Origin of the sequence: Lyngbya confervoides BDU141951, from assembly GCF_000817775.3 — a bacterium.
Lineage (GTDB): Bacteria > Cyanobacteriota > Cyanobacteriia > Thermosynechococcales > Thermosynechococcaceae > Lyngbya > Lyngbya confervoides.
Genome location: NZ_JTHE03000100.1, coordinates 87,570 through 100,173, shown reverse-complemented (window position 1 = coordinate 100,173; position 12,604 = coordinate 87,570). Strand labels below are relative to the sequence as shown.

The following is a 12,604-nucleotide window of genomic DNA, read 5'->3' as shown; positions in this document are numbered from 1 at the left end:
GTGAAAGGTTGAATGCGCAGGAGACGCCGTTGGTTATGCCGGAATCTAATTCTCCTGACCCAGCGGGTTTAGGAACTGACCTTTCTGGAGAAGGGAGCCACAGGGAACTTGTGGAACTGCGCGCGCTCATTTTTGGTCGGGACCTAGAGGCACAGCTGAAAGCAGGTCCCCTTTCTCCAGATAACGTGGCCAAGGTTCTGCCCGAAGCGATCTCTCAGTCGGCAGCGGTTTCCGAGGATTTGGTGATTGCCACGGTGCCCACGGTTGAATCTGCCATTAAAGCTTCGGTGGCTCAGGATCTCAATGTGCTTTCCGATGCACTATTTCCAGTCATTGGTCCTGCCACGCGCAAGGCAGTGGCGACCGCGATTAAAAACCTGACGGATTCGCTCAATGAAACTCTAGATCTGAGCGTCTCGCCCAAGAGCTTGCGCTGGCGCTTCGAAGCCTGGCGAACCGGACGATCCTTTGCCGAGGTCATGCTCCTGCGCACCTTGCTCTATCAAGTTGAGCAGGTCCTGTTAATTCATCGGCAGTCTGGACTGTTGCTGCAGCAGGTCATTGCCGAAACCCTCGTCACCCAAGACCCGGACCTGGTGTCCGCCATGCTCACAGCCATTGAGGACTTTGTGAAGGATTCCTTTAGCATGGCCCCGGAAGGATCCCTGGACGCCTTGGAGTTCGGCAATTTGACTCTTTGGATTGAAGAAGGCCCCAAGGCGGTTCTGGCCTGCCTCATCCGCGGCACTCCCCCCCAGGATCTGCGTACGCTGATGCAGCAGAAGCTAGAGCAAATCCACCGCAACTTTGCTGCGCCCCTGGCTAGCTTTCAAGGAGATACCGAGGCCTTAGCCGATACCCAGATTTATCTGGAGGATTGCTTGCTGGCCCAGTACCAGCCGCGCAAGACCAATCGCAAACTGCTGCCGATTTTACTGGTGACGGTGGGAGTGGGCTTGGGCGGCTGGGGACTTTGGGAGGCTTACCATCGACATCAGTGGCGACAGGCCATTGCCCAACTCGACAAGCAGCCGGGCATTGTCATTCTAGAGACACAATTTCGCCATCGGGGACCCCGGATTCGAGGGTTGCGCGACCCCCTAGCTATTAATCCCAAGCGCTGGTTTGAGGCCAAAGGACTGGATACCGAGGCTGTTCAACTGCAATTTGAACCCTACTGGTCTCTCTCCCGTGATTTTATCGCCGCAAGGGCCAGGAAGCTACTGAATCCGCCTGAGACCGTTCAGCTGATGGTGGATGATCAGCAAGTGCTTCAGGCGGTGGGCGTTGCCCCCTTGGCCTGGGTCCAGGAGGCAGATCGCCTGAGCCGTCGGCTGGAGGGCCTCGCTGGTTGGAACCGCGATCGCCTGGTGCTGCAAGAGGAGCAAATCCTTGCACAAAGGTCCCAGGCCTTGGAGGATCAACAACTGTTGTTTGCCGAGGGCAGCGCCCAGATCACCGGGCCACAGCAGCAAGCCCTCACCGCGATCGCCAAGGACCTGCGCGCCCTGGTTCAGCTAGCCCAGCAAACCCAGCAAAGCCTGCAAGTTACGATTAATGGATACGCATCGCCCGTGGGCGGTTTTGAGCGCAACGTCGAGCTCAGTCAAATTCGGGCTGAGACGGTCAAACAAGCCCTGGTGGGGTTGAAGGTGCCCAGTGAGGTTCTAGTCGCCAAGGGGAATGCCCCACCCTCTGCGGATGGAGTAGATCAAAGCGTGCAGTCCCAGAGAAAGGTGACCTTTCAAGTGTCTCTCACCGCTGCGGCGCCCCCGGGCTCATAAATCAAGACATGATCCAAAAGAAAGTCTGCATGATAGGTGCCTTTGCCACGGGAAAGACCAGCCTCGTCGCCCGATACGTGCGCGGAATTTATTCCGAGAAGTATCAAACCACCATTGGGGTCAAAATTGATAAAAAAGTCGTCCAGACCGCTCAGCAAACGGTTAATTTAATTTTGTGGGATATTTATGGCGAAGATGAGTTCCAGCGCCTTAAGCTTTCCTATCTGCGCGGTGCCTCGGGGTTTATCCTGGTGATTGATGGTACTCGTCTGGAAACCCTGTCGGTGGCCTTAGATCTCCATCAAAAAGTGCGGGAAACCCTGGGACCGGTTCCCTTTGTCGCGATTCTTAACAAACTTGACCTGAGGGAAGATTGGGAAGTAGCCCCAGATCATATTGCAGACATGAAAGCCCAGGGCTGGGACCTATTGTTCGGCAGCGCCAAAACTGGGCTTGGCGTGGAAGATTGCTTTGGGCGCCTTACCCAAAAGATGCTCATGGAGACCCCCTGATTGACTTTTCCCGCTGAATTGCTGCAGATCCTGGCTGCCTGGTGTGCCCAAAACGCCCTTGCCTACTTCCAGGTTACCGAGCAGGGGGAAATTCTCTCCTGGGGAACCGGATCGGCCCCACTCCCTCAGGGGTTACTCTGGCCCCAGAATCCACATTGGCTAGAGCCTCCCAGCCCATCAGAATCGGGCTGGATCGGGGATTGGGTGGAGGCGCTGCAGCCCCTATTTCCCCTGGAGCCTCCCTACGACCCGATCAAGTGGGTACAGCTAACCCCAGATCGGGTGGTGGATGTGGTGTTTTTTCCCGGAACCGTAGCTCACTGGGTGATTTTGCTCGATTCCCAGGCTGAATTTGAACAGCAGCAGCGGTGGTCCCAAGCGCGAAATGAGCTGCGGTTACTGCAGCAACAGCAGCAGCGGATCTTGCAGTCCTTGGGCAAGTCTTGGCCCTGGTTGGGGGCACCGCGTCTGGACCGAAGTTTGGCCGATCTGCTGCAGCGCTTCAGCCTGAGGTTATCGGGAAGTCAGGCCTTCAGTTTGTTGCACCTGAAATTTTTTTCCCAAGCTGATTCAGCCCAGACCCACAACTTACTGGCCAGATCTATCGCCGACCATCAGCTATTGGCCATTCTCCATCGCGCCCTGGACGAGGGCGGATCGTTGGTAGGGCTTGATAGCCATGGGGTCTGGGCACTATTTCTAGCCTTCACCTCCCTTCCTCATCCCCTCGTGCAAGCGATGGGGTATCTCAAGGCCGTGCAGCGCGCTCTGGATGACGAGCCCACGCTGGGGCCATGGGCCATGGGCGGAACCCTCCTAGGCGCGGCAACGGCCCCCCTGGAGCAAAACCATGTCCTAGAGACCCTCTGGCAAGCGCTCAGCCCTGTTTTTGAGCGGTCCTTAGAAATTTCCCTTAGAATTAAAAAGGGCTGGCTCTTCATTGATGCTGACAGCCTCGCCCTTTTAAATCAAAACAAAGTGAACTTGGAATCTTTTTTTCTGAACCTGAAAACCTTAGATTAAGACCAGCGCTTATCCTAACTTGAATGCATGGGTCAATTTTCAGCGATATTTTTGTTAAATTAGGGATTTTGATCCTGGCGCGACATCCCGCTGGTCACTTTGAACAGGTGGGAGAGGCGCCCGCCTGGGCCAAGCAAAGATTGGCCTGCATTCGAAATCGATTTCCCAGGATCTTGGCGGCGGATATCTCATCCTTCCTGGAGGATTTCATGGTGGAGGCCCAGGAAATTTGGGATGCCGCACGTCCTGAAATTCTCCGATCGGGATTGTGGAGTGAGATGGCCGAGGACGGATCTGCCCCACTGCACCTGGAAGCCTGGGTGTGTAATGTGGCCGAGGTCCCCCTGCTGCTGATTCTGGATGCGGAGGTGGGCTATCAAGAGAAGGCAGACTGGCTTCAAACCGCCCGTCAGGAGCGACTGGAACAGCTTGATGAACGCAAGGTGGTTGCCGAACGGATGACTAGCGCGTCCTTCTATGATGGGTTGACGGGATTGCCCAATCAGGCCCTTTTGATGGTGAAGCTGTCCCAGTGGATCGAAAACCTGCACCAACATCCCACCCAAACGTTTTTATTCCTGATCGTCAATCTGCACCGATTTCAAACCATTAATGATCGCTTCGGGCGAGACTGGGGAGATCAATGCCTGATTCAGGTTGGGTTGCGGTTAAAATCCGTATTTCGGCGCCTGCATGTGGTAGCGCGACTTGGCGGCGACGAGTTTGCCCTGCTGGTGCAGCGGCCTCCCCCAGCGGACATCCATCTCCTCCTGCAATCGATCCAAGCTGTTTTTCAGCTGCCCTATCAACTGGGGGCTGAGTCAGTGCGGCTGTCGGCCTGTATCGGGGTGGTTGTTGTGGATAATCCCCAGGGAAGTCCCCAGGTCTTACTGCGCAATGCCAGTATTGCCATGGGACAGGCCAAACGCTTAGGGGCCGGGGAATGGGTGTTGTTTAACGAAGGGATGGAGCAGGAGGTGGTTTCATGGCTCAATTGGGAGTCTCGATTGCAGCAGGCCATTGTCAATCAAACCTTAGACCTGGTTTTTGAACCCATTGTGGCCCTGGCCACCCAGAAGCAGGCGGGGTTAGCGGTGCAGCTTCATCGCCAGTCTTTTCCAGCCCTCTCCAACCCAGCTTTCTCCAACCCAGCCTTCTCCAACACCGATGTGGAGACGCTATTGCGTCAGGCCAATTTAATCCAGGCCTTAGACCGTTCCATCTTGAAGCAAACGGAGCCGCTCCGCGACGCGGCCCCTGCAGCCATGGAATCCCACTTAATCCTCCTTCCCTTTCACCTGGCTTCCCTCACTGCTGCCTCGCTGCGGGACCAGCTGACCCGGTGGGTTGCCGTGGCAAAGGGGTTGTCAATCCAGCTTGTTTTAATTTTTGATGCCGATCCACGGGCGATGCCTGCCATGGACCTGAGGCCGATTCTAGAGGATTTGCATCGACAAGGGGTTGGCCTTGCTCTGCGCGATTCAGGGCTATCGCTCGCGACCGTCACCCAGGTGGAAGGGTTGCCCTTTGAGTTTCTGGTGGTGGAGTCTTCGAGCTTGCGGCTGGAAACCGAGCCCGCCCTTTCCCTGGGTCAGCAGTTTGTTCAGGCACTGCACCGGCAGCAGGTCAAGCTGATTGTGGAAAACGTGGTGGCCCCGACGCAGGTGGCCAGCCTTCAGGCCCTGGGAGTGGATTATGTTAAGGGACCTGGGGTGGGTCAACCCCTATCCCTCTCTCAGGCCCAGGCAACAAGGCAGCAAAGCGGCCTGCTAACCCAATCTTGAACCGTTCCCCCCGGTGCCCGTTCTCTTGCCCCCCTCTTACAAAACATGAGTGCTTCAAAACCTCCTCCTGTCCGTGATGGCTCCAGCTCGCAGGAACCGCCACTTTGGTATGCCTGTTTGCAGCACCCCGCCACGGAATTTACTCAGACGCCCCTGCCTGTTCTTGCCGGGGCGATTCCGGCAGGACTGACCGGCACGCTCTATCGGAATGGTCCTGCTCGCTTTGAGCGGGGCGGAACGCGCGTTTCTCATTGGTTTGATGGGGATGGCGCTGTGCTGGCCGTTTCCATCGCCGCTGGATCGGCCATGGGGTGTTACCAATATGTTAAAACCCGAGAGTATCTGGAGGAGGATAGGGCAGACTGCCTGCTCTATGGAGGCTATGGGACCCTCCCGGCGGTGGGGCTATGGAACCGCATGCAGCGCACCATTAAAAACGCGGCTAATACCTCTGTCCTGCTGCTGCCGGATCGACTGCTGGCACTGTGGGAAGGTGGCAAGCCCCATGGACTGAATTTGGAAACCCTGGAAACCCTGGGCATTGATGATCTCGGATTTCTGGGTCCGCAGCAAACCTTCTCGGCCCATCCCAAGCAAGATCCGGTTTCTGGAGAAATTTACAATTTTGGGGTCAGCCTAGGGCGGGAGGGCCAGCTCTTTGTCTATCGCTGCGATCGCTGGGGGCGACTGCTGCGACAAACCCAGCTGCCCCTTAAGGACATTCCCTTGATCCACGACTTTCTGCTGGCGGGTCCTTATCTGGTGTTTTGTATTCCACCAGTCTTTTTGAAAAATCCGCTGCTGATTTTGCTGGGGATGAAGAGCTACAGCGATTGTCTCCAGTGGAGACCCCAGCGGGGAACTCAGCTGCTGATTCTGGATCGCGAAACCCTGGAGGTTCTGCAACAGCAGCCCTTAGATCCCTGGTTTCAATGGCATGTCGGTAATGGCTACCTCACCCCCTCTGGGCACCTAGACCTCACCGTCATGCGCTATGACACCTTTCAAACCAATCAATTTTTAAAAGAAGTCATCACCGGGTATCCCCACACCGAAGCAACGGCCCAATTCTGGCAATTGACGGTAGATCCCCACACCGGCCGGGTCATTCAAACCCAAACCCTCTTGGAGGAAAGCTGCGAGTTTCCCGTGGTGCCAGCCCAGCAGGTGGGCCTGCCTCAGCAGCAAACCTTTTTTGCCCTTCAAGGAGATCGCGCTCGCCCCACGGATTTACTCCAGGATCTTGGCCGCTATCACCACCCGACGGCAACCCTGACCCGCACTGCGCTGCCACCAACCCACTATCCCATGGAGCCTATTTATGTTCCCAGTTCAGACTGTCCTGATCGAGGGTGGATCCTCAGCGTGCTCTATGATGGCGATCGCCACACAAGTGAGGTTTGGATCTGGGACAGCGATCACCTGGATGCCGATCCCCTGTGTCGACTGGGCCTGCCTGCGGTAATTCCCATTGGATTTCATGGCCAGTGGCAGCCCAGGGCTGGCCCTGGGGGATAAGGGCGCTCAGATCTCAAGGCCCCAGAGCGAAGTCAGGACTGGGAAAGGCTCCTAAAAAAACCGTCAAGAAATCCAGTCCTCACCCATGGCCCCCGCTAGGGCGGGGGCAAGACCACCCTGGGCGAAAGAACCCCTTCAAAGTAGCGACCAATTCCCAGGGGCTGCTGCTGTTGCGTTAACACCAACACCGGATAGGGCGCCTCTGCCGCAGCCAGCGATTCCAGGGGCAAACGCTGGCCAAAGCACCAGCGCTGGGTCCAGACCGGATCAAGCTTGAGGCTAGGGAGGTGGCTAAGGGCGGTGGGAATCTCAATGGGCTGGAACTGTTCCTGCTGAACCTGCTGGGCCAGGGTGTCCAGGGTGTGACTGCCGGATAAATCAAAGCCGCCGCTGTGGGTGCGAATTAACTGGGCCAGGGTGCCCCCCACTCCGAGAGCGGTGCCTAAGTCGCGCGCGATCGCCCGAATATAGGTTCCGGGGCCACAGGTAATGGCAAGAACGAGCTGGGCCACCTCCCCGGCCTGCCAATCCAGAATGTCCAGGGTTTGAATGTGCACCGGTCGTGGCGCGATCGTGACCGATTTTCCCTGTCGAGCCAGGGCATACTGACGCTGACCGTCAATCTGAATCGCGCTGTAGCGGGGGGGAATTTGATCGATGTCCCCCAGAAAGCCGGGAAGAAGGGCCTCAATCTGGTGGCGCTGCACCCCTACAGCGGATTGACGCCCCAGGATCTGCCCTGTCAGATCGTCGGTGTCGGTGTGTAGGCCTAAATGTATTATCGCCCGGTAGGACTTTTCCCCAGGTAGATAGGGCAGTAGCCGGGTGGCGGGTCCAAGGGCCATGGGCAACACCCCCGTGGCCGCCGGGTCCAGAGTGCCGCCGTGCCCAACTCGCTTGCATTGCAGCAGCCGACGCAGGCGAGACACGCAGTCGTGGGAGGTCAAACCAGCGGGTTTGTTGAGATTAATAAAACCAGGCCTCATGGGCAAGGGACCAACAACGTTAAAACAAAATTAAAAAAAGGGAGGAGCCTCACAAGTTTCTCAAAGTGTTTCCCTAGAGTTTGATTGCGGGACGGGAACGCATCGGAAGGATACAAGAGTCATGGATTATCTTTACCATCTTGGCAAGCTTAGCCTCGTGTTAAGAGTCATCTACCATCTCAAGCATCACGCCTTGCCAATTCGGTTTATCACGGTGCTGCATCAGCTAGATGGGTGGGTGGTGCGCATTAAAACGGGACTGCTGTGGGATCAAGGATCCCTGGACAATCTGCAGGCCTTCCTTTTGGAGGTGGGGGTTCCCTACAGGCCAAGCTCCACCATGATCTCATTATTGGAGAGTCTGGAGCAGGGCCAGTCTCCCACCATGGTGATGAATCGCTACCACATTCCCGTCATCGTCCATGGCAAACCCGATGCCGAAGAAATCCATGTCTTTGAAGCCGAACTTATCCAGGGATTGGGATATCGTCCTGAAACGCTCGCCTAGGATTCTGGGGACGGATCTGTTTTCTGCGGCCAGAACCGAACCATACGAATGTAGGCCTGGGCCAGGCGCGGCAACAGCAGGGGGCGAACAAGGCGCGGATCAAAGGCGGAAAATTGGACAGCGTAGCTGTGCTGACAAGCGGAGAGGATCTGGGAAAAGGTCCATTGTCCCAGGAGTCGATCGGCCTGGGTGGGTGACTCGGGTAAGGTGTCATCATACTCATTGCGATGGGTGCGCTGCAGCAGTTCCCAGAGCCAGCGACGCTGATGCCAAATCGCCACAGCGCCGAAGCTTTCATATTCTGGCTTTTGGCGGACTTGAGTTTGGAAAACCAGCCAGTTGGCCAGAAACATGACGTGTCTGGCTTGAATCTGCAGCTGGCTGGCCCACAACTCCAGCAGGGGCGTTGGCAAATATTGAGCCTGGCGCAGCAGCCCTAGCAGCCCGGACCCCAAAAACAGCTCCAGATTGGCGTTGTAGAGCGATCGCTTGAAGCCTGCCTCACCCCTCAGGGGCGAGGGGCCAGGTGGCGCCAGCGAAGGCAGTTGATACTGTTGACACAGGTCCCGAATAAAATCGGCCTGGGCCTGACTTTCCTGGCCAATTTGAGCAATGGCTCCCTGGAGCAGCTTTCCGGAGGCGCTGTGGCTAAAGCTGGCAAGGGTTTGGGCCTGATGCACCTTTTGCTTGTAGAGGGATGGCCAAAACCTCATCTCAGCCAGGCGCTCCTGGGCGGATGCATCCAGCTCAGGCCAATTCAGGGGGGCAGGGTTCGGGGAATCGCCCTGGAGAATCAGCTCACAGAAGAGTTTTTTGTGGGAATAGCTCCCAAGAATAAAGGGTTCCACTTAAAAATCTGCACTCATGGGGGTTCGGGGAAATGGAATCACATCACGAATATTCTGCATTCCCGTCATAAATTGTACTAGGCGTTCAAACCCTAACCCAAAGCCTGCGTGGGGAACGGTGCCATAGCGTCTGAGATCGAGATACCACCAGTAATCCTCCCCAGGCAGATTTGTCTCCTGCATGCGGGCTTGCAGGACCTCTAGGCGTTCCTCCCGTTGCGACCCGCCCACCAGCTCTCCAATCTTGGGCACCAGAATATCCATGGCCGCTACGGTTTTTAGATCTTCATTGAGGCGCATGTAAAAGGCTTTGATGTCCTTGGGATAGTCAGTTACAATTACCGGCCGTTTGACCAGATCCTCGGTGAGATAGCGCTCATGCTCGGACTGTAAATCGATGCCCCAAGCCACGGGAAACTCGAAGGATCGATCGCACTGTTCCAGGCGATTAATGGCCTCGGTGTAGGTCATGCGCTCAAAGGGCTGATCAATGATCAGCTGGGCGGTTTCTAAGACTGTGGAGTCGATGCGCTGGTTAAAAAATTCAAAGTCGTCGGCGCATTGCTCCAACACCTGACGAAAGACAAATTTTAGGAAGGATTCGGCCCAATCCATATCCCCTTGCAGATTACAAAAGGCCATCTCGGGCTCCACCATCCAAAACTCGGCTAAATGACGCGAGGTATTGGAGTTTTCTGCTCGGAAGGTGGGGCCAAAGGTATAGACATGAGTAAAGGCCATGGCCATAATTTCTGCCTCCAGTTGACCGCTGACGGTCAGGTAGGTGGGTTGGCCAAAAAAGTCCTGGCTCCAGTCAATGGACTGCTGGGCGGTCAGGGGCAAGTGATGGAGGTCCAAGGCTGTGACGCTAAACTGTTCTCCAGCGCCTTCGCAGTCGCCATGGGTAATGATGGGGGTGTGTACCCAGAGAAACCCCTGCTCCTGGAAAAACTGATGGATAGCGTGGGAGCAGGCATTGCGAACGCGAAACACTGCGCCCAAGGTATTGGTGCGCGATCGCAGATGGGCAATGGTGCGCAGAAACTCAAAGGAATGTCGCTTTTTTTGTAGGGGATAGGTTTGTGGGTCAGCGGTTCCCCATACTTGCAGAGAAGTGGCTTTCAGCTCAATGCGTTGATTTTTGCCCTGGGAGGCCACCAGGTCTCCGTGCACCGTGACCGAGGCGCCCGTTCCCAGCTGATTGAGCTGCGCCGCAAAGGCGGGCAAGGCTTCATCAAGCACCACCTGCAGTCCCTGCATGGAGGATCCATCATTGAGGTCGAGAAAGGCAAAGCCTTTCAGGACTCGCTTGGATCGCACCCAGCCATTGGCCATCACTGCATCACCGGGTTGACCATGGTTCAGAATCGATCGAATAGAAGGCGGACGAGAAACAGCCATGGGGTCAGAACCTAAAACGATGGGCCCAGGGATCCACTGTCTAAACCGTGTCTAGACCGTACCCAGACCTTGACTTACCCGTGCAATCCTAGCAGACTGGCCGAGGCCCTGGCGGCCCGTGAGGAGTTGCCTGAGGTGATTGCGCCGTGCCAACAAAGGCGGTTTAATGAGGCTACCCTGGGCAGATTGTCCGCGCGATCGCCTAGCTTTTGCTGTGATGAGGATTTTCCCCTTGCCCTCCCTTCGCACTTTCCTGCGGCGTGCGCCAGCCTTCCTCCTTCCCCTGGCCGATGGCATCGATCGACTCAACCAAGGGATTGGCCGCCTCAGCCTGGGGCTGGTGGTGATCATGATTGGCGTGGGGGTCTGGAACGTGATCGGACGGTTTTTAGGCCGCGCCCTGGGGATCAACCTCACCTCTAACGCCTTGATTGAAGCCCAGTGGTATCTCTTTGATTTGATTTTTTTGCTGGGTGCGGCCTATGTCCTCCGCCATAACGAACATGTGCGCGTCGATGTTCTCTCCAATCGCTGGTCGAGGGTGCGACGGGCCTGGGTGGATCTTGGGGGAACTCTGCTGTTTTTGATTCCTTTCTGCCTGATGGTCATCGTGGTTTCCTGGCAAAGCGTGGTGCGCTCCTGGCAAATCGGGGAGCTTTCGCCTGACCCTGGTGGATTGCCGCGCTATCCAATTAAGACCATGATTCTGGTGAGCTTTGCCCTGCTGATTCTTCAGGGAATTGCAGAGATTATCAAGCAGTGGGCCTTCCTCACCGGTCAGCGGGTGCCCCCTCTCGACCCCCCTGAGTCAGAACTGTAATGGCGATCGCGCCCCAGTCAATGGAGAAATCGCAGGTTGAGGCATCAAGATGAGGCATCAAGATGGGTGAATGGGTCATTGAAATCGACACCAACTGGCTTGGGCCTTGGATGTTTGTCGCAGCCTTTGCGCTGCTTATGCTGGGGTATCCGGTGGCCTTCTCCCTGGGGGGGGTGGCCCTGCTATTTGCCGGGATTGGTATTGCCTTTGGGGTATTTGATCCAATTTTTCTAACGGCGATGCCCGAGCGGATCTTTGGCACCATGTCCAACTACACGCTGCTCGCGATTCCATACTTTATTTTCATGGGATCTGTCCTGGAAAAAACTGGGATAGCCGAACGCCTGCTCGAAACCATGGGCATTTTATTTGGGCGAGTGCGCGGTGGCTTGGCCCTGGCGGTGGTTTTGGTGGGAGCCCTCCTGGCCGCCACCACGGGAGTAGTGGCGGCCACCGTCGTTGCCATGGGCCTGATTGCCCTGCCGGTGATGCTTCGCTATGGCTATGATAAGCAGTTGGCCACAGGAGTGATTGCGGCCTCGGGAACCCTGGGCCAGATCATTCCGCCCAGCGTGGTGTTGGTGGTTCTTGGAGACCAGCTGGGGGTCTCGGTGGGGGATTTGTTCATTGGTTCGCTCTTGCCGGGGCTGATCATGACTGCTGCCTTTGCCCTGCATGTCTTAGTGATTACCTGGCTGCGGCCCGACCTTGCCCCGCCCCTGCCAGAATCCCTCCGCCAGATTAGCCGCCGTCAGTTAGGACGTCAGGTTCTGAGGGCCATGCTGCCTCCCCTGGTGCTGATTTTACTGGTCCTGGGCAGTATTTTCTTTGGCCTTGCAACCCCCACTGAGGCTGGAGCCATGGGCTGTCTCGGCACCATCGCCCTCGCCTACGCCAATCGTCAGTTAACCTGGGGCGCGCTGCAGGAGGTGAGTGACATCACCCTGCGTACCACAACCATGGTGATTTTTATTCTCTTTGGGTCGACTGCCTTTAGCCTGGTGTTTCGTGGCCTCAATGGCGATCAGTTTATGTTTAATCTACTGGCCAATCTGCCTGGGGGAACCTGGGGCTTCATTGGGGTCAGTATGGCTGTGGTTTTTGTGCTGGGCTTTTTTATTGACTTTTTTGAAATTGCCTTCATTGTGGTGCCGCTATTTGTGCCGGTGGCAAAATATTTAGGCCTGGATTTAATCTGGTACGGGGTCATTCTGGGCACCAATTTGCAAACCTCCTTTTTAACCCCGCCCTTTGGCTTTGCCCTCTTTTATCTGCGTAGCGTAGCTCCCCCTCAGGTGAGCACCCAGGATATCTATCGCGGGGTGGTTCCCTTTATTTTGCTGCAGCTAGGGGTTCTGCTGCTGATTATTCTCTTCCCGAATCTTGTTAGCTTTCTTCCCGCCTTGGGAGCAGGCTAGGG

At 56.2% G+C, this 12,604-nt stretch carries 11 protein-coding genes; 8 read left to right on the top strand and 3 right to left on the bottom strand.

Annotated elements, in window-relative coordinates:
- The first annotated feature begins 35 nt into the window (after window positions 1–35).
- The 5 genes from QQ91_RS17255 to QQ91_RS17235 are packed head-to-tail and all read left to right on the top strand — an operon-like array spanning window position 36 to window position 6,621.
- Entirely contained in the window at window positions 36–1,784 is a 1,749-nt protein-coding gene (locus tag QQ91_RS17255) for an OmpA family protein (RefSeq protein ID WP_166276542.1), read from the top strand.
- 8 nt (window positions 1,785–1,792) lie between these two features.
- A complete protein-coding gene (locus QQ91_RS17250) occupies window positions 1,793–2,296 on the top strand; it encodes a Rab family GTPase (protein ID WP_166276540.1) in 504 nt (167 codons plus the stop codon).
- A complete protein-coding gene (locus QQ91_RS17245; RefSeq protein ID WP_166276538.1) occupies window positions 2,297–3,319 on the top strand; it encodes a hypothetical protein in 1,023 nt (340 codons plus the stop codon).
- A gap of 23 nt (window positions 3,320–3,342) precedes the next feature.
- Window positions 3,343–5,103 (top strand): GGDEF domain-containing protein, encoded by a 1,761-nt coding sequence (locus QQ91_RS17240; RefSeq protein ID WP_166276536.1) that lies wholly within the window; start codon window positions 3,343–3,345, stop codon window positions 5,101–5,103.
- A 45-nt stretch (window positions 5,104–5,148) separates the two neighbouring features.
- Window positions 5,149–6,621 carry a carotenoid oxygenase family protein gene (locus tag QQ91_RS17235; RefSeq protein ID WP_166276524.1) on the top strand — a complete coding sequence of 491 codons (1,473 nt, stop codon included), beginning with the start codon at window positions 5,149–5,151 and terminating at the stop codon, window positions 6,619–6,621.
- 95 nt (window positions 6,622–6,716) lie between these two features.
- Here the strand turns inward: QQ91_RS17235 and truB are convergent, their stop codons facing one another.
- The gene (truB, locus tag QQ91_RS17230) at window positions 6,717–7,607 is read right to left on the bottom strand and encodes a tRNA pseudouridine(55) synthase TruB (protein WP_166276521.1); all 891 of its coding nucleotides are present in this window, start codon (window positions 7,605–7,607) and stop codon (window positions 6,717–6,719) included.
- Between the two features lie 121 nt (window positions 7,608–7,728).
- Here truB and QQ91_RS17225 point away from each other — a divergent pair, with 121 nt between their 5' ends.
- Complete coding sequence (locus QQ91_RS17225; RefSeq protein WP_166276518.1) at window positions 7,729–8,115, top strand: hypothetical protein; 387 nt, start codon at window positions 7,729–7,731, stop codon at window positions 8,113–8,115.
- Here QQ91_RS17225 and QQ91_RS17220 read toward each other — a convergent pair.
- Both QQ91_RS17220 and asnS read right to left on the bottom strand, forming a co-directional pair.
- Window positions 8,112–8,963, bottom strand: coding sequence for a hypothetical protein (locus QQ91_RS17220; RefSeq protein ID WP_166276515.1), 852 nt, complete (start codon window positions 8,961–8,963; stop codon window positions 8,112–8,114). The two genes, QQ91_RS17225 and QQ91_RS17220, sit on opposite strands and share 4 nt — an antisense overlap.
- Window positions 8,964–10,364 (bottom strand): asparagine--tRNA ligase, encoded by a 1,401-nt coding sequence (asnS, locus tag QQ91_RS17215; RefSeq protein WP_166276513.1) that lies wholly within the window; start codon window positions 10,362–10,364, stop codon window positions 8,964–8,966. It lies immediately after the preceding gene.
- 232 nt (window positions 10,365–10,596) lie between these two features.
- Between asnS and QQ91_RS17210 the strand changes: the two genes are divergently transcribed.
- Window positions 10,597–11,184 (top strand): TRAP transporter small permease subunit, encoded by a 588-nt coding sequence (locus QQ91_RS17210; protein WP_236095934.1) that lies wholly within the window; start codon window positions 10,597–10,599, stop codon window positions 11,182–11,184.
- Window positions 11,185–11,246: 62 nt separating this feature from the next.
- Window positions 11,247–12,602 (top strand): TRAP transporter large permease, encoded by a 1,356-nt coding sequence (locus QQ91_RS17205; protein WP_166276511.1) that lies wholly within the window; start codon window positions 11,247–11,249, stop codon window positions 12,600–12,602.
- The last annotated feature ends 2 nt before the right edge of the window (window positions 12,603–12,604 follow it).

Coding starts and splice junctions, on each gene's coding strand:
- QQ91_RS17255 (WP_166276542.1), top strand. CDS start 36: ATGCCGGAATCTAATTCTCCTGACCCAGCGGGTTTAGGAACTGACCTT.
- QQ91_RS17250 (WP_166276540.1), top strand. CDS start 1,793: ATGATCCAAAAGAAAGTCTGCATGATAGGTGCCTTTGCCACGGGAAAG.
- QQ91_RS17240 (WP_166276536.1), top strand. CDS start 3,343: ATGCATGGGTCAATTTTCAGCGATATTTTTGTTAAATTAGGGATTTTG.
- QQ91_RS17235 (WP_166276524.1), top strand. CDS start 5,149: ATGAGTGCTTCAAAACCTCCTCCTGTCCGTGATGGCTCCAGCTCGCAG.
- truB (WP_166276521.1), bottom strand. CDS start 7,607: ATGAGGCCTGGTTTTATTAATCTCAACAAACCCGCTGGTTTGACCTCC.
- QQ91_RS17225 (WP_166276518.1), top strand. CDS start 7,729: ATGGATTATCTTTACCATCTTGGCAAGCTTAGCCTCGTGTTAAGAGTC.
- asnS (WP_166276513.1), bottom strand. CDS start 10,364: ATGGCTGTTTCTCGTCCGCCTTCTATTCGATCGATTCTGAACCATGGT.
- QQ91_RS17205 (WP_166276511.1), top strand. CDS start 11,247: ATGGGTGAATGGGTCATTGAAATCGACACCAACTGGCTTGGGCCTTGG.